The sequence below is a fragment of the Streptomyces megasporus genome, from assembly GCF_000718985.1.
Classification (GTDB): domain Bacteria; phylum Actinomycetota; class Actinomycetes; order Streptomycetales; family Streptomycetaceae; genus Streptomyces; species Streptomyces megasporus.
The window spans coordinates 21,233-42,123 of record NZ_JODL01000030.1; the positions used below are offsets into that span (position 1 = coordinate 21,233).

15 protein-coding genes are annotated in these 20,891 nt (G+C 73.7%); 2 read left to right on the forward strand and 13 right to left on the reverse strand.

The window, feature by feature from the left end; all coding sequences use genetic code 11:
- Positions 1–148 precede the first annotated feature (148 nt).
- The 3 genes from IF47_RS0122290 to IF47_RS0122300 all read right to left on the reverse strand — a co-directional run bounded on the left by IF47_RS0122290 (position 149) and on the right by IF47_RS0122300 (position 3,859).
- Positions 149–1,939 carry a DEAD/DEAH box helicase gene (locus IF47_RS0122290; protein ID WP_031510704.1) on the reverse strand — a complete coding sequence of 597 codons (1,791 nt, stop codon included), beginning with the start codon at positions 1,937–1,939 and terminating at the stop codon, positions 149–151.
- A 161-nt stretch (positions 1,940–2,100) separates the two neighbouring features.
- Positions 2,101–2,286 (reverse strand): Arc family DNA-binding protein, encoded by a 186-nt coding sequence (locus IF47_RS0122295; protein WP_245641191.1) that lies wholly within the window; start codon positions 2,284–2,286, stop codon positions 2,101–2,103.
- Between the two features lie 58 nt (positions 2,287–2,344).
- Complete coding sequence (locus IF47_RS0122300) at positions 2,345–3,859, reverse strand: MFS transporter (protein ID WP_031510706.1); 1,515 nt, start codon at positions 3,857–3,859, stop codon at positions 2,345–2,347.
- Positions 3,860–4,098: 239 nt separating this feature from the next.
- Here IF47_RS0122300 and IF47_RS0122305 point away from each other — a divergent pair, with 239 nt between their 5' ends.
- Positions 4,099–5,358, forward strand: coding sequence for a PP2C family protein-serine/threonine phosphatase (locus IF47_RS0122305; protein WP_051718079.1), 1,260 nt, complete (start codon positions 4,099–4,101; stop codon positions 5,356–5,358).
- A gap of 137 nt (positions 5,359–5,495) precedes the next feature.
- On the opposite strand, the gene IF47_RS0122310 is transcribed toward IF47_RS0122305, so the two are convergent.
- The 6 genes from IF47_RS0122310 to IF47_RS0122335 form a co-directional block, all read right to left on the reverse strand.
- Positions 5,496–7,838 (reverse strand): xanthine dehydrogenase family protein molybdopterin-binding subunit, encoded by a 2,343-nt coding sequence (locus IF47_RS0122310; RefSeq protein WP_031510708.1) that lies wholly within the window; start codon positions 7,836–7,838, stop codon positions 5,496–5,498.
- On the reverse strand, positions 7,835–9,310 hold the full coding sequence (locus IF47_RS0122315; RefSeq protein ID WP_051718081.1) for a (2Fe-2S)-binding protein: 1,476 nt from the start codon (positions 9,308–9,310) through the stop codon (positions 7,835–7,837). Before IF47_RS0122315 ends, IF47_RS0122310 begins: the two co-directional genes overlap by 4 nt.
- Complete coding sequence (locus IF47_RS0122320) at positions 9,307–10,167, reverse strand: FAD binding domain-containing protein (RefSeq protein ID WP_051718083.1); 861 nt, start codon at positions 10,165–10,167, stop codon at positions 9,307–9,309. The genes IF47_RS0122315 and IF47_RS0122320 overlap by 4 nt, the downstream gene beginning before the upstream one ends.
- Before the next feature lie 285 nt (positions 10,168–10,452).
- Positions 10,453–12,165 carry a beta-N-acetylhexosaminidase gene (locus IF47_RS0122325; protein ID WP_031510711.1) on the reverse strand — a complete coding sequence of 571 codons (1,713 nt, stop codon included), beginning with the start codon at positions 12,163–12,165 and terminating at the stop codon, positions 10,453–10,455.
- A gap of 240 nt (positions 12,166–12,405) precedes the next feature.
- The gene (locus IF47_RS0122330; protein ID WP_031510712.1) at positions 12,406–12,690 is read right to left on the reverse strand and encodes a DUF3039 domain-containing protein; all 285 of its coding nucleotides are present in this window, start codon (positions 12,688–12,690) and stop codon (positions 12,406–12,408) included.
- A 67-nt stretch (positions 12,691–12,757) separates the two neighbouring features.
- Positions 12,758–13,318, reverse strand: a complete 561-nt coding sequence (locus tag IF47_RS0122335) for a YqgE/AlgH family protein (RefSeq protein WP_031510713.1) — start codon at positions 13,316–13,318, stop codon at positions 12,758–12,760.
- Between the two features lie 204 nt (positions 13,319–13,522).
- Between IF47_RS0122335 and murA the strand changes: the two genes are divergently transcribed.
- Positions 13,523–14,851, forward strand: a complete 1,329-nt coding sequence (murA, locus tag IF47_RS0122340; protein WP_031510714.1) for a UDP-N-acetylglucosamine 1-carboxyvinyltransferase — start codon at positions 13,523–13,525, stop codon at positions 14,849–14,851.
- A 128-nt stretch (positions 14,852–14,979) separates the two neighbouring features.
- Here murA and IF47_RS0122345 read toward each other — a convergent pair whose 3' ends face one another.
- The 4 genes from IF47_RS0122345 to IF47_RS0122360 all read right to left on the reverse strand — a co-directional run bounded on the left by IF47_RS0122345 (position 14,980) and on the right by IF47_RS0122360 (position 20,489).
- Positions 14,980–15,261, reverse strand: a complete 282-nt coding sequence (locus IF47_RS0122345; protein WP_031510715.1) for an HU family DNA-binding protein — start codon at positions 15,259–15,261, stop codon at positions 14,980–14,982.
- A gap of 312 nt (positions 15,262–15,573) precedes the next feature.
- The gene (locus IF47_RS0122350) at positions 15,574–17,007 is read right to left on the reverse strand and encodes an NAD-dependent malic enzyme (protein WP_031510716.1); all 1,434 of its coding nucleotides are present in this window, start codon (positions 17,005–17,007) and stop codon (positions 15,574–15,576) included.
- Positions 17,008–17,397: 390 nt separating this feature from the next.
- A complete protein-coding gene (locus IF47_RS0122355) occupies positions 17,398–19,773 on the reverse strand; it encodes a HelD family protein (RefSeq protein WP_031510717.1) in 2,376 nt (791 codons plus the stop codon).
- Between the two features lie 107 nt (positions 19,774–19,880).
- On the reverse strand, positions 19,881–20,489 hold the full coding sequence (locus IF47_RS0122360; protein ID WP_031510718.1) for a response regulator transcription factor: 609 nt from the start codon (positions 20,487–20,489) through the stop codon (positions 19,881–19,883).
- Positions 20,490–20,891: the final 402 nt, after the last annotated feature.

Here is a 20,891-nt window from a genome sequence, read left to right on the forward strand (position 1 = left end):
TTGCGTACACCAGCAGGTCACAGCGGTCCGGTCCATCCGGGTGACGCCGCTCGGCGTGTGGGTGTGCCGGCACGGTGGAACACGCGCCTCTCCCGTGTTCCACCGTGCCGCCGGGTCCGCGCCGTGAGGGGGGACGGCGGGCGGCCGCTCACCGCATCCGCGTCGCCCACTCCCGCACCTTGGCGATCCGCTGCTGCAACTGGCCGGCCGTGGCCTGCGCCGTGGGCGGGCCACCGCAGACCCGGCGCAGCTCGGTGTGGATCACGCCGTGCGGCTTGCCGCTCTGGTGGGCGTACGCGCCGACGAGCGAGTTGAGCTGCCGGCGCATCTCCAGCATCTCCTTGTGCGTGACCACCGGACGCCTCTCGGCGGGCGTCTCCAACAGGTCGGCCTCGCTGTCCGGCTTGCGGCGGCTGTGCGCGATCTGCCGCGCCTGCCGCTTCTGGAGCAGCAGTTGCACCTGGTCGGGCTCCAGCAGTCCGGGGATGCCCAGGTAGTCCTGCTCCTCCTGGCTGCCGGGGTGGGCCTGCATGCCGAACTCGGCGCCGTCGTACATCACCCGGTCGAAGACCGCCTCGGACTCCAGCGCCTCGAAGGGGAGTTGGTCCTGCTCCCCGGTGTCCTCGTCCTTCTGCTGCTCGGCCTCCTTCAGGAGGTCGGCCTCCTCCGCGTACGGGTCCTCGTCCTCCCCGCCCTTCTTGGGCTTGTCCAGGACGTGGTCGCGCTCGACCTCCATCTCGTGGGCGAACCCCAGCAGCATGGGGATGGTGGGCAGGAAGACGGACGCGGTCTCGCCGCGCCGTCTGGAGCGGACGAAGCGGCCGACGGCCTGGGCGAAGAACAGCGGCGTGGAGATCGTCGTGGCGTACACCCCGACCGCCAGGCGCGGCACGTCCACGCCCTCGGAGACCATCCGCACCGCCACCATCCAGCGGTCGTCGGACGCGCTGAACTCCTCGATCCGTTTGGAGGCGCCGGTGTCGTCGGAGAGCACGACGGTCGGCTTGGTGCCGGTGATCTCGCGGAGCAGCTTGGCGTAGGCCCGCGCCGAGTCCTGGTCGCTGGCGATGACCAGCCCGCCGGCGTCCGGGATCGACTTGCGGACCTCCGTCAGCCGGGTGTCGGCCGCGCGCAGCACGCTGGGCATCCAGTCGCCGCGCGGGTCGAGGGCGGTGCGCCACGCCTGGGAGATGGCGTCCTTGGTCATCGGCTCGCCGAGCTTGGCCTCCAGCTCGTCGCCGGCCTTGCTGCGCCACCGCATGTTGCCGCTGTAGGAGAGGAAGATCACCGGCCGCACGACGCCGTCGGCCAGTGCCTTGCCGTAGCCGTAGGTGTAGTCCGCCACCGAGCGGCGGATTCCCTCGGCGTCCTCGGCGTAGGTGACGAACGGGATCGGGTTGGTGTCGGAGCGGAACGGGGTGCCGGTCAGGGCCAGTCGGCGGGTGGCGGGCTCGAACGCCTCGAAGCACGCCTCGCCCCAGGACTTGGTGTCGCCGGCGTGGTGGATCTCGTCCAGGATGACCAGCGTCTTGCGCTGCTCGCAGCGGTTGCGGTGCAGCATCGGGCGCACGCCCACGCCCGCGTAGGTCACCGCGACCCCGTGGTACTCCCGCCCGAGGGGACCCGCGCTGTACTCGGGGTCCAGTCTGATGCCCACTCTCGCCGCGGCCTCGGCCCACTGCTTCTTCAGGTGCTCGGTCGGCGCGACGACGGTCACCTGCTGGACGACGTGGTGGTGCAGCAGCCAGGAGGCCAGCGTCAGCGCGAAGGTCGTCTTTCCCGCGCCCGGGGTCGCCACGGCGAGGAAGTCGCGCGGCTGCTTCTCCAGGTAGAGGTCCATCGCGGCCTGCTGCCAGGCGCGCAGCTTGCCCGCCGTGCCCCAGGGGGCACGGCCGGGGAAGGCCGGCGAGAGGTGGTGGGACGTGGTGGTGGTGGACACGGTCTCCGTCGTGCTGGGTCGGCGATGGGACCGCGTCAGCCTATCGGGACCGCCACCCCGCCATCCGGGGGACGCCCCGGAGCGCGGGGCGGGGTGCGATCAAGGTCACAGATCGGCGTGCAGAGCCCGCAGAGCACTCGCGATGAGGGGCACTTCCTCCACTACTCCCCCGGCCTTCGCAGCAGGTCCGCATGCTTGGACGCGTACTTGGCCCCCGGCTTGCGGACGGTCGCCCTGTCCGCCTCCTCCACCAGGTACCACTCGACGGCCTGGATCACCATGGCGCGCATGCTGCGCCCCTCCCCCTCGGCGCGCTGTTTGAGTGCCGCCTGAAGTTCCTCGGGCATGCGCAAGTTCATGGCCACACCAGGACGGAACCATCCATGGCCCCACAGCGGTACCGACTCACTTCGCGGCCGGCTCCTCCGGGCGCAGCCGTCCCGCCGCGAGGACGCCCACCAGGGCGACCGCCGCCGACGGGAGGTAGACGGCCAGGAACGCCGCCGGGTGGGAGGTGGCGGCCGCGGCCTCCCCCGCCTCGTGGCTCACGCTGACCGAGCCGCCGCCCAGGGCGGCGAAGATCGCGCCGCAGCCGGCGAGCAGCACGATGTTGGACAGGCCGTCGCTGAGCTGGAGGGCGGCGGAGTTGGCCCCCGCCTCCTCCGGCTTCGACAGCTTCAGCAGCAGCACGCTCGTGGAGGAGATCACCACGCCCATGCCGAAGCAGGCCGACGCCTGCGCGACGACCGCCATCCACACCGGCACCGTCTCCAGCAGCACCAGCGGGGTGGCCGCGATCCCGAGCGTCACCACCACCATGCCGATCCGCACCAACCGCTCGCGGTGCGGCTCCATGGCCGGACGGGACTGGACGAAGGAACCCAGCGCCCAGGTCGCGCCGCCGGCCGCGAGCGAGAGCCCGGCCATGGTCACCGACAACCCGCGCTGGGTGACGAGCATCAGCGGGATGAAACTCTCGGCGACGATGAACGAGCCGGCCGCGATACCGCGCATCAGCACCACCGTCGGCAGCCCGCGCGCCGCGCGGAACGTGCCGCGCGGCAGCAGCCCGAGCGCGGCCGGGACCATCAGGGCGGTGCCGATCACCGCCGGGACGAGCGAGAGCCAGCGCAGGTCCTGCCCGGCGTACTGGAGGAGTCCGGCGCCCAGCGCCACCCCCACCGCCAGCTTCATCCGCCGCCGGTCCACGGGCCGCACCTCGCCGGGCGGCGGGCCGGAGGCCGCGCGCCGCAGCGCCGGGAACATGACCGCGACCGGCAGGGCGACCAGGGCGGGGATGCCGAGGAACACCCAGCGCCAGCCGAACTGTTCGGTGACCGTCCCGGAGATCAGCGGGCCCACGACGGACGGGACCACCCAGGACGCGGCGAAGGCGGCCATCACCGTGGGCTGGAGGTGTCCCGGATAGGCGCGGCTGACGGTGACGTACAGCGCGACGATCACCAGCCCGCCGCCGACGCCCTGCACCGCGCGCCCGAGGATGAACACCCACATGGCCGTCGCCGTGCCCGACAGCAGCAGTCCCACCGCGAAGGACCCGATGCCGGCGGCGAGCGGCGGCAGGGGCCCGCTGCGGTCGCACCACTGGCCGGAGGCGACCATGCCCAGCAGGCTGGTGGTGAAGTACGCGGAGAAGGCGAACGCGTACAGCGCCACCCCGTCGAGCCGGTCGGCCGCGACGGGCATGGCCGTGCCGACGGCCGTCGCCTCGAAGGCGATCAGGAGGACGACGGTGACGATGCCCAGGGTCAGCGCCCGGTAGGAACGGCCGAGCACCCCGCCCTCATCCGCCGGGGACGCCGGAGGCGGGGGCGGGGGCGAAGACGGCGGTTCGGGGGCCGATGCGGCGGGGGCGACTCCGCCCGGGACGCCGCCGAGGTCGTCGTCGAGTGCGGTCATGCGGTTCAGCGTAAGGCCCGTCGCGGACACCGGCACCTGTCGCGAGTCGGTGCTCGGCTCGGCCGTCGGTCCTGGTTCTCCGGACGGATCGGCCGGCTCCGTCGCGTACGTGTCCGTGTTCACGGAGTGTGATGCGGCACCGAAGCGAGAAGCCTGGGCATACGGACCGATGAGGAGCCGGTGCGGGTGTGAGGGGGCACGGCATAGACGAACACGCTTGTGAAGGACGGGAGTCGGTGATGGTCGTCGAGTACGGCACCGAGCGGCACACGCACACGGGCATTCTGGCGGCGGCGGAGGCCGCGTCGCCGGTGGAGTCCGTGGACGTGGTCGCGCGCGAACTCAGGAGACGCTTCGGCGCCACCTCGGTGTCGTTTCTGATCACCGACATGACGGGACACGCCGTGGTGCGGCTGAGCACGACGGGCGAGGTCGGGTCCACCGAGAGCGCCGAGCGCGTCGAGCTGGCCGGCAGCGTCTACGGCGACGTGATCCGCACCCAACGGCTCCGGCTGGCGGACTCCGTGGACGGCGACGGCGGGCATCGGGTGATCGCCCCCGTCACCAACCGGGGCGACTCCATCGGTCTGCTGGAGGTCCGGGTGCCGGGCGGCCCCGACCCCAGGACGCTGCGGGAGATCAGCCGGGCCGCCCACACCCTGGCCTACATCGTCATCGCCAACCGCCGGTTCACCGACCTGTACCAGTGGGGACGGCGCACCACCCCGATGAGTCTGGCCGCCGAGATCCAGCACAACCTGTTGCCGTCGTCGCTGTCGTGCGAGGCCGCCCAGTTCGCGGTGGCCGGGGCCCTGGAGCCGGCGGGCAAGGTCGGCGGGGACACCTTCGACTACGCCCTGGACCGCGACGTCCTGCACCTGTCCGTCACCGACGCCATGGGGCACGACGTGCGGGCCGCCCTGATCGCCTCCGTGCTGATCGGCGCCCTGCGAGGGGCTCGACGCGCGCGCTGCGACCTGGCGGAGCAGGCCCGCCGCGCCCACCGGGCGATGCTCGACCACAGCGACAACGCGCTGGCGACCGGACTGCTGCTGCGCGTCCGGCTGCGCGACGGCCGGATCGAGCTGGTCAACGCCGGTCACCCCTGGCCCCTGTTGCTGCGGGACGGCGAGGTCCAGCAGATCCGGCCGGCCGTCGACCTGCCCTTCGGGGTGCGCTTCCCGCACGGCTACCGGGTCCAGCGGCTGGACCTCCTGCCGGGCGATCGGCTGGTCATCCTCACCGACGGCATGCTGGACCGCCACTCCGAGGTGGCCGACCTGCCCGCCCTGATCCGGGGCACCGAGGGACTCCACCCCCGCGAGACGGCCCAGGTCCTGACCACGGCGGTGCTGGACGCCAACGGCGGCGAGTTGGAGGACGACGCGACGGTGATGTGCCTGGACTGGTACGGGCCCCGGTCCGTGCGGCTGGACGCCGACACCGGCGCCGGTCTCGCCCAGGCCTCCCCCGCCACGCTCCCCTCCCGCCGACGCTGAGCCCGCCACACCGCGGAGCCCGCCCACCCACCGGGACGGCCCCGGCCCGACGGCCGCGCGCCCGGGTCGAGGACCCGGCGGCCGGGGCAGGGGCGACGGGACGCGGAGCGGCGGGACGGCGGACGGCGGGCCGCCGTCTAACGCCGGGTCATCACCGCGGCCTGGGGACGGATCGGCAGCCGGTTGACCGGGCGCCCGGTGGCCGCGCGCACCGCCGCGGCCACCGCCGCCGGGGAGACCACCACCGGGACCGCGCTCACCGACTTCGCCCCGAACGGGGCGACCACGTCACGCTCCTCGACCAGCTCGACGATCCGCACCTCCGGAGCGTCCAGCGCCGTCGGCAGTGGATAGGCCGTCAGGTCGGGGTGACGCACCACGCCCCTGGACACCCGCAGGTGCTCGGTGAGCGCCGCGCCCACGCCCTGGGTGACGCCCGCCTCGATCCGGGCGCGCACCTGCTGGGGGTTGAGGACGCGGCCCACGTCCTGGGCGACGGCCATCTCCACCACCCGGATCGCGCCCAGTTCCACGTCCACGTCCACCACGGCCCGGATCGCGGCGAAGGCCAGACCGACGAACGCGTCGCCCTGCCCGGTGTCGTCCAGCGGCTCGGTCGGGTGCGGGCGGCACTGGGCGGTGGCCCACAGTTCCTTGCCCTCCAGCGCCTCGGCCACGGTGGTGCTGAGCACCCCGTCATAGGAGGTGATCTTGCCGTCGGCGATGGTCAGCAGCTCGGTGGACATCCCGAACTTCGCGGCCAGCGGCTGGAGGAGCTGGGTGCGCACCATCTTCGCGGCCCGCTCCACCGCGCCGCCCGAGACCCAGGTGTGCCGGCCGCGCGCGCCGGGCCCGGCCGGGGGCTGGTCGGTGTCCACGGGAACGACGTGGACCTCCTCGACGCCCAGCACGTCCTGGACGATCTGCCGGGCGAGGGTGGAGAAGCCCTGACCGGTCTCCACCGCCGCGCACATCACCGTCGCCACGGGGCCGTTGACCTTCACCGTCGCCGTGGACACCTCGTCGGTGCCCTCCGCCCCCAGCATGTGGACCATGCCCAGCGCGTAGCCGACGCCGCGGCGCACCGCGCCCGGCTCCCCCGCGCCCTCCGGGCCGCCCGGCAGCAGCCACTCCTCCTCGGGGCTGTCCTTGGGCAGCGGCGGCAGCGGCGCGTCCCGCACGGCGGTCAGCAGTTCGGCCACGGGCGCCGGGCAGGTGACGGTCTGTCCGGTGGGCAGCAGGTCGCCGGTCGCCATGACGTTGCGCATCCGCAGCTCGACCGGGTCCATGCCCAGCTTCGCCGCGAGCTTGTCCATCTGGCCCTCGTAGGCCGCGCAGACCTGCATCGCGCCCTCGCCGCGCAGGTGGCCCGACGGGGGGTTGTTGGTGCGGACGGCCCAGCCGTCGACGACCGCGTGCGGCACGACGTAGGGGCCGGCGGCGAAGGCGACGGCGGCGGCCAGCGCGTCGGAGGAGTCGTCGGCGTAGGCGCCCGCGTCCAGCAGGATCTGCGCCTCGACCTTCACCAGCCGGCCCTCGGCGTCGGCGTGGTGCCGGTAGCGCAGCAGGGTGGGGTGGCGGTGGGCGTGGCCGAGGAAGGACTCCTCGCGGTTGGCGGCGAGCTTGACCGGGCAGCCCGTCCGCATCGCCAGCAGCCCGAGGGCGAGTTGGACGCTCAGGTCCTCGCGGTCGGCCATGGCGCCGGGGACGCCGGTGACGACGACCTTGACCTGCTCGGGGAGCAGGCCCAGGCAGGCGGCGGCCAGATCGCGGTCGGTGTGCGGGTCGGTGGAGGCGGTGTAGATCTCCACCCCGCCGTCGGTGCGCGGCACGGCGAGCCCGGCCTCGGCGCCGATGGGGGCCGGGTCCTGACGGCCGATCCGGTACAACCCCTCGACGATCACCTCGCCGGTGACGGTCTCGTCGCCGAAGCGCAGCGGGATGTGCCGGATCACGTTGCCGTCGGGGTGGATGGGCTCGGTCTCGAAGGCCTTCTCCGGGTCGGTGACCGGCTCCAGCACCTCGTACTCGACCGCGATGGCGGCGGCGGCCATCCGCGCGGTGTCGGGGTGGTCGGCGGCGACGGCGGCGATCGGCTCGCCGTGGTGGCGCACCACGTCACGGGCGAAGGCCGGCCGGTCGGCGACGCGGCGGCCGTGGGTGTCCTGGCCGGGCACGTCCTGGTGGGTGACGACCGTCCGGACACCGGGCATGGCCACGGCCTGCGAGGTGTCGATGGAGACGATGCGCGCGTGCGGGTGCGGGGAGCGCAGGACGGCGGCCCACAGCAGTCCCTCGGCCCACAGGTCGGCGGCGTACGGGAAGGTGCCCTGGGTCTTGGCGAGCGCGTCGGCGGGCGGGAGCGAGGAGCCCAGCCCGTGCTGCGGCTCGGCCGCGCTCGCCGGGTTCACCGTCCCCGTGGTGGTGCCGGTGAGGGGGACTCCCCCGGCCGGGGTGGCGGTCGCCGCGTCGCTGGTCACTGCGCGCCTCCGTCCTGCGGCAGGTGGTGGTCGTGGGGCGGCTGTCCTCCCGGCGCGTGGCCGCCCTGGTGGGGAATGCGGACCTGGGCGCCGCCCTCCTCCGGGCCCCGGTCCCCCGCCTCCCGGGACTCGGCGAGCGCGGTGGCCGCGGCCTCCCGCTCGGCGACGACCGTCCGCACGGCGTCGAGCACGCCCCGGTAGCCGGAGCAGCGGCAGAGGTTGCCGCTGATGGCCTGGCGGGCCTCCAACTCCGTCGGACTGTGGTTGCCTTCGAGCAGGTCGTGCAGGGTCATCGCCATGCCCGGGACGCAGAAGCCGCACTGCACGGCGCCGCAGGCGGTCAGCGCCCGCTGCACGTCGCAGGGCCTGCCGTCCTCGGCCAGCCCCTCGACGGTGCGGACCTCCGCCCCGGCGGTGGTCGCGGCGGGCACCAGGCAGGAGGCGACGAGCCGTCCGTCGACCTGGACGGAACAGGCGCCGCACTCCCCCTGCGAGCAGCCGTCCTTGGCCCCGGCCAGGCCGAGGCGCTCGCGCAGCACGTACAGCAGGGACTCGCCGATCCAGGCGTCCGTCACGGGCCGGTCGACCCCGTTGACGCGCAGGACGTACGAGACGTGCGGGTGTTCGCCGGCGACCGCGGAGGCCTCCGGGACGGACCCGTTCCCGGCGCCCGTGCCGGTCTCCTCGTCCTCCCCGGCGCCCCGGGCCGGGGCGTCCCCGGCGGGGGCGTCCGGCACGTCCACCGGGTCCGGCACGTCCACCGCGTCCGGCGCCTCGGGCTCCTGCGGGGGCGGCGGTTCGGGGGCCGGCTCGGGTGTCGGTGCGGGCGTCGGTCCGGCCGCGGGGGCCAGGTACTCGCCGGAGTCGTCCGGGCTCCCCGCCGCCGCGAACGGGATCGACCACTGGCCGGTCGTGCCGGGCGCGGGCGCCGCGTTCCAGTCCGCGCCGGAGGCGGACGGCGCCATGGGGTCGCCGTGCGTCCCCACGTGCGTCCCCTCGTATGTCCCCCTGTCGTCGGCCGGCTCCGGCCGCGCGGGACCGTCGCCCAACGGACGGCGCGCCCGGGCCTCGTGCGACCCCGCCAGGGCCGCGGCGGCGCCCTGTCCGAGGGCGGCGGCGACCGACGGCGAGCCGTCCGACGACTCCGACTGCTCGGGCGGCTCGGGCGCCGGGTCCGTCGGGCCGGAGGCGAACGGCATCGTCCACTGCCCCGGGACGGCCGGGTCGGTGGTGGCCGTCGGGGTCACGGGCGGCTGCGGTTCGATGGGGGGCGGGGCCCAGCCCTGCCCGGTGCCCGGCGCGGCGAGCGGGTCGTGGGCGCCGTCGGCCCCGGGGTGGAACTGCCCGGGCAACTCCCCGGGAAGCTGTATGAACGCGGTGGCGTCACCGTCGTACTCACCGCCCCAGCCGCCCTGCGGCGCGGGCGGTGGGACGGGCCGGTCCGGCTGGATCGGCTGCTGTTCGTTGCTCATGCGAGTGCCCTCCCGAGTCCCCGGCGGGCCAGTGTGGCAACCGTACGCCGCACATGCAGCGCCGCGGGCGGAAGTACGGGAGTTTCCCCCCCGTCCACCGGTGCCGGTGGGTCGGGGATGCAGGCCATGGCGACGTAGTCCCCGAAGGCGGTGAGGACCTCGGGGGCCAGGGCCCGCTGTCCGTCCCAGTCGATGAGCGAGGCCACCCACTGCTCGGCCTCCAGCGGGCGCAGCGGCATCGGGGCGACCGCGCCGACCGCGCAGCGGACCCCGCGCCGGGCGGGGTCGAGCACGACGGCGACGGACGCCAGGGCGCGCCCGGGGCCGGTCCGTCCGGTGGCCTTGAGGAAGGTCTGCGGGGCGTGCAGCAGCGGAACCCGGACATAGCCGACGAGTTCGCCCGGTCCGAGCATCTCCATGCCGGTGAGCAGGTGGCTCACCGGGACCTCGCGGCGCGCCCCTTTCGGTCCGGCGATCAGCAGCGTGGCCTCCAGCGCGGCCAGGACGGGCAGGGCGTCACCGGTCGGGGAGGCGGTGACGATGTTGCCGCCGAGCGTTCCGGCGTTGCGGATCTGCGGCGGGCCGGCGGCGCGCGCCGCCGCGGCGAGGGCGGGGATGAGGGCGGCGAAGTCGGGGCGGCCCATCCGGGCGTGGGTGAGGCCGGCGCCGAGCAGCGCGTGGCCGTCCTGGTACTCCCAGCCCCGGATCTCGCTGATCCGCCCCAGGCCGACGAGCGCGGCCGGTCTCAGCAGACCGGAGTTGACCTCCGTCATCAGGTCGGTGCCGCCCGCGACGGGCACGGCGGCAGGCGTGGCCTCCAGCGCGGCCACGGCCTCGTCGAGCGTGGCCGGCAGCATGACCGGCTGCGCCGCCCGTGGTGCGTGCGGTGCGTGCGTGCTCAATCCAGCGCCCCTTCCCCGGTCGTCCCGGCTGCCAGCCGTACCGTACGTGCTGGGAACCCGGACGTGGCAACTCTGGCACATCTCGGAGGGCCGTCGGTGCGGGGGCCCGGACGGGACGATCCGCCCCTGACCTGGCCGGTGGCCCGCTTTCGGCGGTGGTCACCGGCGAGAGCGGCGTGCCACCCCTGGGAGACCTCGTATTACTTTAAGCGCCCGCTCCGGGGGAATTCCCGCGTTCGCTCAGAGGTTCGCCCATCCCCCGCCGGAGGGACGTCCCGGGATGCCGGGGCGACGCTGCCAGGGGCGCGGACCGGACGGCGGACGGTAGGCCACCCCGAGCGCGTCGAGGCGGGCGTAGTGGGCGCCGGTCATCCGCCGCTCGAACCCCTCCCAGTCGCGCGCCTCCGGCGGCGACCACACCACCTCGGCGAAGGCGGCCAGCCGGGGGAACGCCTGGTAGTCGGCGCGCTGCCGGTCCTCCACGACCTCGGTCCACAGGTTGGCCTGCGCGCCCAGGACGTGCTTCTCCGCCTCGGTGCCCGCCAACTCCGCCGGCACGGGGTCGAAGTCGTGGACGTCGCGCAGGGTGCGCGGGTCCCCGATGGGGATCGGCTCGTCCTCGCCGGCGTCCTGGCGGTAGTCGAGGTAGACGTGTTCCTCGGGACACATCACCACGTCGTGTCCGGCCCGCGCGGCGGCGATCCCCCCGGCGTAGCCGCGCCAGGAGAAGACCACGGCTCCGGGGCTCGGCCGCGGCCCCCCGGCCGTGCCCTTCCCCGGGGTCTCGTCCAGGATCTCGTCCCAGCCGACGAGGCGTCGGCCGCGCTCGGCGAGCCACGTGTCGAAGTGCCGTGTGAACCAGGCCTGGAGCGCGTCCGCGCCGGCGAGGCCCAACTCCGCGGCCCGCGCCCGCGCGGTCGGGGAGCGCCGCCACTGGTCCGTGACGCACTCGTCGCCGCCGATGTGCACGAACTCGCCGGGGAAGAGTTCCAGCACCTCCTCGAAGACCCCCTCGTAGAACCGCAGGACGGCCTCGGTGGGGGCCAGGACGTGGGGGCTGATCCCCCAGTCCGTCCAGACCTCCGGAGGGTCGGTGTCCGCGGCGTCCCCGGGGAGGTCCGTGTTGCCCAGCTCCGGGTAGGCGGCGATGGCCGCCTGGGAGTGGCCGGGCACGTCGATCTCGGGGACGACGGTGATGTGCCGTTCGGCGGCGTACGCGACGATCTCGCGGACGTCGTCCTGGGTGTAGAAGCCGCCGTGCGGGCGCTCGTCCCACAGCGGGGAGGCGCGGTGGCCGAGCCGGCTCCGCCGACGCCAGGAGGCGACCTCGGTGAGCCGGGGGAAGCGCCGGATCTCCAGGCGCCAGCCCTGGTCGTCGGTGAGGTGCAGGTGCAGGACGTTCAGTTTGTGCGCGGCGAGCAGGTCGATCCAGCGCAGCACGTCGTCCTTGGGCGCGAAGTGCCGTGCCACGTCGAGCAGGAAGCCCCGCCAGGGGAAGCGGGGCGCGTCCTCGATCTCCACGTACGGCAGCGACCGGGCGCGGCCGGGCAGCGGGGCGCGCCGGTGGGCGTCGGGGCCGAGGAGCTGGCGGAGCGTCTGGGCGCCCCAGAAGACGCCGGGGGCCGCGCCGCCGGACAGGTCCACGCCGTCGGCGGTGACGCGCAGGCGGTAGCCCTCGGGCCCGAGTTCGGCGGCGACCCGGTCGTCCACGCGCAGCCGCAGGGTCCCGCCGTCCGTCCCGTCCCGTGCGGGGTCCGGCGGGAGCAGCGGCAGGCCGCAGGCGGCGCCGAGCGCGGCGCGCAGCCACCGCGCGGTCCCCTCGGTGCCGGGGCCGGCGTCGAGCGCCGTCGCGGGGCCGAGGTCGAACCGCGGGCCGGCGGCGGGGACGGTGACGGACCTCGGGGCGGGAACCAGGTTCGTCCCGCAGCCCGTTCCACGGCCGGGCTCGGACATGCTCAACCCCCCTGTCGGGCACGGGTGTCGGAGACGTCCTCCGTCCCCGCGACTCCGCAGGAGCGTAGGGACGGGCGCACACCCCGGCAAGGGGGCGCACCCCGGCCCGGGGAAGGCGCGCGACGGCCCCCGGAGCGCGTCGTGGCGCGTTCCGGAGGCCGTCGAGGAGAGGTCCGTGAGAGCCCTACGCGGGGGGATCGCAGCGGACCGGACGGTCGGTGGGCCTCGGGCGAGGCGGCGTCACTTCTTGCCGCCGTCCTTGCCCTTGTCGCCGCCGGCCCCCAGGGACTCGTAGATCTCCTTGCACATCGGGCAGACCGGGTACTTCTTGGGGTCGCGCCCCGGTACCCAGACCTTCCCGCACAGCGCGACGACGGGGGTGCCGTCGAGCGCGCTGGCCATGATCTTGTCCTTCTGGACGTAGTGGGCGAAGCGCTCGTGGTCGCCATCGCCGTGGGACACCTGCGGGGTGGGCTCGACGAGGGTGCCGGTGCCCGTCCCGCGCTCGGGCTCAGGAGTGCTCATGGGGCCAGCGTACTGCGGTACGCCTCCGAGCGACCCGCTGCCCGTTCCGTCCCCGTCGCCTCCCCGGTCAGTTCAGGGAAGGGTCGTCCGGGTACGTGGCCACCATCGCCAGTTCGTTGCGCTGGCGGCGCAACACGGCCCGCCACAGCCGCTGCGGCTCGGGCGCGTAGACGTCGCCGGGCTCGGACTCCACGACGTACCAGGCGCCCTCCTCCAGTTCGCTCTCCAACTGGCCGGGACCCCATCCGGAGTAACCGGCGAAGATCCGCAGCGAGCCCAGCTCGGCGGCGAGCAGTTCGGGAGGCGCCTCCAGGTCCACCAGACCGATCGCCCCGTGCACGCGTCTCCACCCCAGGGGGCCCTCGCCGCCGGGGACGACGGCGACGCCGAGCGCCGCGTCCAGCGAGACGGGACCGCCCTGGAAGACCACACCCGGCTCCCCGGCCAGGGCGGCCCAGGGCTCCAGGACGTCCTTGACGTCGACGGGGGTGGGACGGTTGAGGACGATGCCGAGTGAGCCCTCCTCGTCGTGGTCGAGGAGCAGCACCACCGCACGGTCGAAGTTCGGGTCGGTCAGTGCCGGCGTCGCGACGAGCAGCCGCCCGGTGAGCGAGGTCACCTCGGTCATGCCCCAATGATCCCGCACATCGGCCTCCGGCGGGGACCCAACCCCCCTATGACGTTGTGGAACGGCGCGAAGACGGTGTGTGCCGCGCGGCTCTCCGCGCGGGTCTCGGGAGCTCCCCAAAGGTCCCAGGCGGACACGGGGGCGGCTGAGCGGCCATTACCATTCCCAGTGCCCCTGCTCTTTTGATCCTGGAACGCGAGGCCCATGACCGGCACTGACGACGTACTCCTTGTCCACGGCGGGACCCCGCTGGAGGGCGAGATCAGAGTCCGCGGCGCGAAGAACCTCGTGCCCAAGGCCATGGTCGCCGCACTGCTCGGCAGCGAACCGAGCCGACTGCGCAACGTCCCCGACATCCGCGACGTCCGTGTCGTCCGCGGCCTGCTGGAACTGCACGGCGTCACCGTGCGCGGCGGCGAGGAGCCGGGGGAGCTGGTGCTCGACCCCTCGCACGTGGAGAGCGCCAACGTCGCCGACATCGACGCCCACGCGGGCTCGTCCCGCATCCCGATCCTCTTCTGCGGCCCGCTGCTGCACCGGCTGGGCCACGCCTTCATACCGGGCCTGGGCGGCTGCGACATCGGCGGGCGGCCGGTGAACTTCCACTTCGACGTGTTGCGCGAGTTCGGCGCCGTCATCGAGAAGCGCGCCGACGGCCAGTACCTGGAGGCCCCGCGGGGTCTGCGCGGCTGCAAGATCCGGCTGCCCTATCCGTCGGTCGGCTCCACCGAGCAGGTGCTGCTGACGGCCGTGCTGGCCGAGGGCGTGACCGAGCTGTCCAACGCCGCCGTCGAGCCGGAGATCGAGGACCTCATCTGCGTGCTGCAGAAGATGGGCGCGATCATCTCCATGGACACCGACCGCACGATCCGCGTCACCGGCGTGGAGAAGCTGAGCGGTTACAACCACCGCGCCCTGCCGGACCGCCTGGAGGCGGCCTCCTGGGCGAGCGCGGCGCTGGCGACCGAGGGCAGCGTGTACGTCCGCGGGGCCAGTCAGCGCGAGATGATGACGTTCCTCAACACCTACCGCAAGGTCGGCGGCGCGTTCGAGGTGGACGACGAGGGCATCCGCTTCTGGCACCCGGGCGGCGCGCTCAACGCCATCGCCCTGGAGACGGACGTCCACCCCGGCTTCCAGACCGACTGGCAGCAGCCGCTGGTCGTGGCGCTGACCCAGGCGTCGGGCCTGTCGATCGTGCACGAGACGGTGTACGAGTCCCGGCTGGGCTTCACGTCCGCCCTGAACCAGATGGGCGCGCACATCCAGCTCTACCGCGAGTGCCTGGGCGGCATGCCGTGCCGCTTCGGGCAGCGCAACTTCCTCCACTCCGCGGTCGTCTCCGGCCCGACGAAGCTCCAGGGCTCCGACCTGGTCATCCCCGACCTCCGCGGCGGCTTCTCGTACCTGATCGCGGCCCTGGCGGCCCAGGGCACCTCCCGGGTGCACGGCATCAGCCTGATCAACCGGGGTTACGAGAACTTCATGGAGAAGCTGCCCGCGCTGGGCGCGCGGGTGGACGTCCCCGCCTGAGCGCCCGAGAGCACCGCGCCACGGTCGTGGTGCGCCCCCGCGCGGGGGCGCACCACGACGAGAGGGCGGTCACCCCGGTCGGGGTGGCCGCCCTCGTGCGTGCGTCCGTGGTGCCGCGCGCCAGGGGGTCACTTCCCCTTGGCGGCCTCCTTCAGCTTGGAGCCCGCGGAGACCTTCACGCTGTACCCGGCCGGGATCTCGATGGGGTCGCCGGTCTGCGGGTTGCGCGCGGTGCGAGCCGCGCGGTGGGTGCGCTCGAAGGTCAGGAAGCCGGGGATGGTGACCTTCTCGTCGCCTTTGGCGACGACCTCGCCGACCGTCTCGGCGAACGCGGCCAGCACGGCGTCGGCGTCCTTGCGGGTCACCTGGGCGCGCTCGGCAAGCGCGGCGACCAGCTCACTGCGGTTCATATTTCGTACTCCCGTGTCTTTCTTGCCTGTGAGGCGTGAGATCGAAGCCGATGCTGCCAGGGCCCTCGGACAGTTCCCGGACCCGGGTCTGCTTCCAGACCCTCGCGCCCCTGGGGGCGCCCCAGGACGCGGTCCCCGGAGGAGCATCCTGCCTCCACACGTGGGGGTAAAGCCAATCCGGGGCCCTGTGACGTCACACGAAGAGCGCCCGTGACACGCTGCGATGACGCTCCGTAGCCACTCCCGGTGCTGTTTCCGCCACCCTAAGGGGCCATCCGGGTGCCGTGCCCCCGACGCGCCGATCGGCGTCCGCTACGCGGGCGTGGCGGACGTCACGGACTCGCCGGTCGCCTTGACGGCCTCCCGCACCGCGTCGGCGACGGCTCCCGCGACCCTGTCGTTGAAGACACTGGGGATGACGTAGTTCGCGTTCAGCTCGTCCTCGTGCACCACGTCGGCCAGCGCCCGCGCGGCGGCCAGCATCATCTCCTCGTTGACGGTGCGGGCCTGGGCGTCGAGGAGGCCGCGGAACACGCCGGGGAAGACCAGCACGTTGTTGATCTGGTTGGGGAAGTCCGAACGGCCGGTGGCCACGACCGCCGCGGTCTGGCGGGCGATCGCCGGGTCCACCTCCGGCTCCGGGTTGGCGAGCGCGAAGACGATCGCGCCCTCGGCCATCTCCGCCACGTCCTCGCCGGAGAGGACGTCCGGGGCGGAGACGCCGATGAAGACGTCGGCGCCGACGACGGCCTCCTTGAGGGTGCCGGTCAGGCCCTCGGGGTTGGTGTTCTCCGCGATCCAGCGCAGCGGCGAGTCGGGGGCGGTGTCCACCAGGTCGGGGCGCCCGGCGTGCACCACGCCGTGGATGTCGGCGACCACCGCGTGCTTGACGCCGGCGGCCAGCAGCAGTCTGAGGATGGCGGTGCCGGCCGCGCCCGCGCCGGACATCACGACCCGCACGTCGCCGATGTCCTTGCCGACCACGCGCAGCGCGTTGGTCAGGGCCGCGAGCACCACGATGGCGGTGCCGTGCTGGTCGTCGTGGAAGACGGGGATGTCCAGGGCCTCGCGCAGCCGCGCCTCGATCTCGAAGCAGCGGGGGGCGGAGATGTCCTCCAGGTTGATGCCCGCGAAGCCGGGGGCGACGGCCTTGACGATCTCGACGATGGCGTCGGTGTCCTGGGTGTCCAGGCACAGCGGCCAGGCGTCGATGCCCGCGAAGCGCTTGAAGAGGGCCGCCTTGCCCTCCATGACCGGCAGGGCGGCCTTCGGTCCGATGTTGCCCAGGCCCAGCACGGCCGAGCCGTCGGTGACGACGGCGACGGCGTTGCGTTTGATGGTCAGGCGGCGGGCGTCCTCGGGGTTGGCCGCGATCTGGGTGCAGACCCGGGCGACGCCCGGCGTGTAGATCATGGACAGGTCGTCACGGTTGCGAATGGGGTGCTTCGACGCCATTTCGATCTTGCCGCCGAGATGCATCAGGAAGGTCCGGTCGGAGACCTTGCCGATGGCGATGCCCTCGATGTTCCGCAGCTTGGCGACGATCTCGTCCGCGTGCCCGGTGGAGGACGCGGCGATGGTGACGTCGATGCGCAGGCGCTCGTGTCCGGAGGCGGTGACGTCGAGACCGATGACCGAGCCGCCGGAGGACTCCACGGCCGTGGTGAGCTGGCTGACCGCCGATCCTCCGGCGGGCACCTCCAGGCGGATGGTCATCGAGTACGAGACACTGGGCGCCGTTGCCATGTCCGGTTTCCTCTACTTTCCGTGGTGCAGTGACGTGGTTCCGACCACCGAGCCGGGTCACGTCACCCGATCGTCGCACTTACCGCCGGGTACGCGGTAACCGGTCTCCCAGGGCGGAAAGTGCTTTCCGTCATATGGGATCTCCTCCGGGGGCGGAAACGCGAGAAGGGTCCGCCCCGCCGGTCGGCGGGACGGACCCTTCCACTTCTCACGTCGTGCGACACCGACCCGCCATGCTCGCCTCGCGGCAAGTGGTCGCTCGAAGCGACGAAGGTTGGGCCCGGGGGCTTGGATCGGGCCGGTGCCACTGCCAGGCTAACAAACGATCGACGGTGGCGATTCCCCTCGACTCCCCCTCGACCGGGACCCGTCCGGGCGGCCCGCCCGGCCTCACTCCCTCAGCAGGTCCGGGACGCCGTCCGCGTCCGGCAGGTCCCTCTCCCCCGACAGGACCGTCAGCCGCTGTGTGGCCCTGGTCAGCGCCACGTAGAGCACCCGAAGCCCGGCCGGGGACTCGTCGGCGATCTCCGCGGGCGAGACCACGAGCGTCGCGTCGTACTCCAGGCCCTTGGCCTCCAGGCTGCCCAGCGGCACCACACGGTCCCCCAGCCCGGCCAGCCAGGCACGCGCCTCCTCGCGGCGGCTCATCGCCACCACCACGCCGACCGTGCCCTCCACCTCGTCCAGCAGCCGCCGCGCCTCCTCGCGCACGGCCCCGCCCGGGTCGCCGTCGGGCAGGACGGCGAAGCGCGGCACCAGGCCCGTGGAGCGCACCGCCGTGGGCGGACGCACGCCCGGCATGGCCAGGGCCAGCACCCGAGCGGACAGCTCGGCGACCTCGGCCGGGTTGCGGTAGTTCACGGTCAACTCGAAACGGCGGCGCGGACGGGTGCCCAGCGCCTCGTCGCGGGCAGCGGACGCCTCCTCCGGGTCGGACCAGGAGCTCTGCGCCGGATCGCCGACGACCGTCCACGTCGCCTGACGGCCCCGGCGGCCGACCATCCGCCACTGCATCGGGGTGAGGTCCTGGGCCTCGTCCACGATGACGTGCGCGTAGTCGGTGCGCTCCTCCTGCCCGGCGGTCGCGGCCCGCTCACCGCGGCCGGGACGGCCCGCGAGGCGGTCGGCGTAGGTGGTCAGCTCCTCCAGGCCGGTGAGCTGGTCCAGCGGGTCCGCCTCCCTCACCCGGGGACGGGCCGGCGCGCCGAGCAGCACCCGCAGCTCGTCCAGGAGCGCCACGTCGTGGACGGACAGCGGGCCGGCGCCGTCGGCGTCCAGCCGCGCCAGCGAGCGCGCCAGCCTGCGCGCCTCACGCGGCTGGAGGATCCGACGGGACCAGCGGCCGAGCCGCTTCTCGTCGCCCATCGCGGCGAGCACCCGCCGCGGGGTCAGCTCGGGCCACCAGGCGTCGAGGAAGTCGGTGAAGACGGTCTCGGTGGAGACGTCCTCGTCGAACCCCTGCCGCGCCTCGGCCGCCAGCTCGGGATCGGTGTACCGTCGGCCGGCGCCGGACTTCTGCCAGAGGGCGTCCAGCAGGAGCCGTCGGGCGCGCGGCCGGAGCAGGTTGACGGGCGCGGTGCCGCCCAGCGCCTGGGCGCGGATTCTTCGCAGGTCCTCGGCGTCCAGCTCGATCCGCGAGCCGAAGGCGACCACCCGCAGGCTCTCCGGCACCCCGTCCGCTCCCGGCGCGCCCAGGTCCAGCGCGCCGCGCACCGCGCGGCGCAGCACCTTCACCATGCGGGAGGAGCCCTTGATCCGGGCGACGGCCTGCTCGTCGTGGGTGTCGGCCTCGGCGCCCTCCACCAGGGAGCCCAGCGCGCGGACGGCGACCTGGCCCTCCTCGCCCAGGGAGGGCAGCACGCCCTCGGTGTACGACACCAGCAGCGGGGTGGGGCTGACGACCAGGATGCCGCCCGCGTACCGCCGCCGATCCTGGTAGAGCAGGTAGGCGGCACGGTGCAGGGCGACGGCCGTCTTGCCGGTGCCGGGGCCGCCCTCGACCTCGGTGACGGAGACGGCGGGGGCCCGGATGACCTCGTCCTGCTCGGCCTGGATGGAGGCCACGATGTCGCGCATGGAGTGGCCGCGGGCCCGGCCCAGCGCCGCCATCAGGGCGCCGTCGCCGACCACCGCCAGCTCCTCGCCGTCCAGGCGGGCGGTCAGCTCCGGGCGCAGCAGGTCGTCCTCCACGCTCAGCACCCTCCGGCCCTTGCTGCGGATCACCCGCCGCCGCACCACTCGACCGGGCGCCACCGGAGTGGCCCGGTAGAAGGGTGCGGCGGCGGGGGCCCGCCAGTCGATGACCAGGGGGGTGTAGTCGGCGTCGAGCACGCCGAGCCGCCCGATGTGCAGGGTCTCGGCGATGTCCGCCACGGCGCCGCCGGCGTCGTCGGTGCGCACCGCGTCGTCGGCGGGCTCCACGGAGGTGTACGCGCCGTCCGGTCCGCGCTCGCCGTCCTTGCCGAGCAGCAGGTCGACACGGCCGAAGAGGAAGTCCTCGAACTCGCTGTTGAGCCGGTTGAGGTGCACCCCGGCGCGGAAGACCTGCGCGTCCCGCTCGGCGAGCGCGCCGGGCGTGCCGACCTGGGCCCGCTTGGCGGCGTCGGCCATGAGGAACTCCGCCTCGTGGATCTTCTCCTCCAGGCGCCGGTAGACCGCGTCGAGGTGCCGCTGCTCCCCGCGGATCTCCCGCTCCCGGACGCCGTCGCGGCCGTCGCGGCCGCCGCGTCCCTCCTCGCCGCGGTCCTCGTCGGTGGTTCGCCGCACCGATGGCACTGTCTCCTGCGCTCCCAACGCACGGGCCCCCTTCTGGTGGACTCAGGGCAGCCGTCCACCGTACGCGACACGGGGTGTGCCGCGCACGCGGCGGCGCCTCACAGCCAGCCCCGTTCCAGGGCTATGCGGGCGGCGTCGAACCGGTTGCGTCCCTCCAGTTTCTTGATGGCCGCGGACGTCAGGTTGCGGACCGTTCCACTCGCCAGGTACAGCTCCTGGGCTATCTCCTTGATGGACGCGCCGGTCGCGGTCAGTCGCAGGATCTCCACCTCGCGCTCGTTGAGCGAGTGCTTGCCCCTCTTGTCGGGCCTGCTCACCAGTCCGGGGTCGACCGTCAGGCATCCGGCGGCGGCCCCGCGGATGGCGCCGATCAGGTAGGGCAGCTTGGAGTGCCGGGGGACGATGCCGAGCACCCCGGCCTCGATCGCGCGCGCCACGTGCGCCCGGGTGGGCTCGACGACGATGAGGGTGATCTTGCAGGTCGGGACGGACCGGATGAGTTCGGCGACCCGGCACAGTCCGCCGGGGCCGCTCACCCTCCCGCCCAGCACGGCCACGCACGGCGCCGCCTTCCGGGCCATGGGAAGGACCTGCTCGCCCTCGTGGGCGACTCCCACCACCTCGAAGTCCTCGACCCGATCGAGCGCCTCGGCGAGCGCTTCCGAGAACAGGACATGGTCGTCGGCGACCATGATGCGAATGGTCATTCGGTTTTCCCCCGCAGTGCATCCGACAGGATCGGAACGGAGGATCGCCCGCGTGGGGCCGGACGGTGGGTCCGGACGTTCCCCCTGGGCGGGCCACACTCGTCTCCGTGCCCGGCGCGACCGGCCCGAGGGCCGGCCGGCGGACGGAGCCGATCCCCGTTCCCGGCGTGAAGCGTGAAGAGTTGTTGCTGGTCGCGACTGCCTCTTCGGCGTGACGGCGGTGGTGCGGCGGCACCGGAGACGTCATTGATGCGCGCGCGACTGAATCCGGCGTATCGCCGGTAAACGCGGTATTCCCATGAGTTCCTCCCGGGCCCGGTTCACTGACCCGGAGTCAATCTTTGGTCGAGGAACGCGGGTTGTGAAGGACCGGCAAGGATTCGAGTCCTGTTCTTCACAACG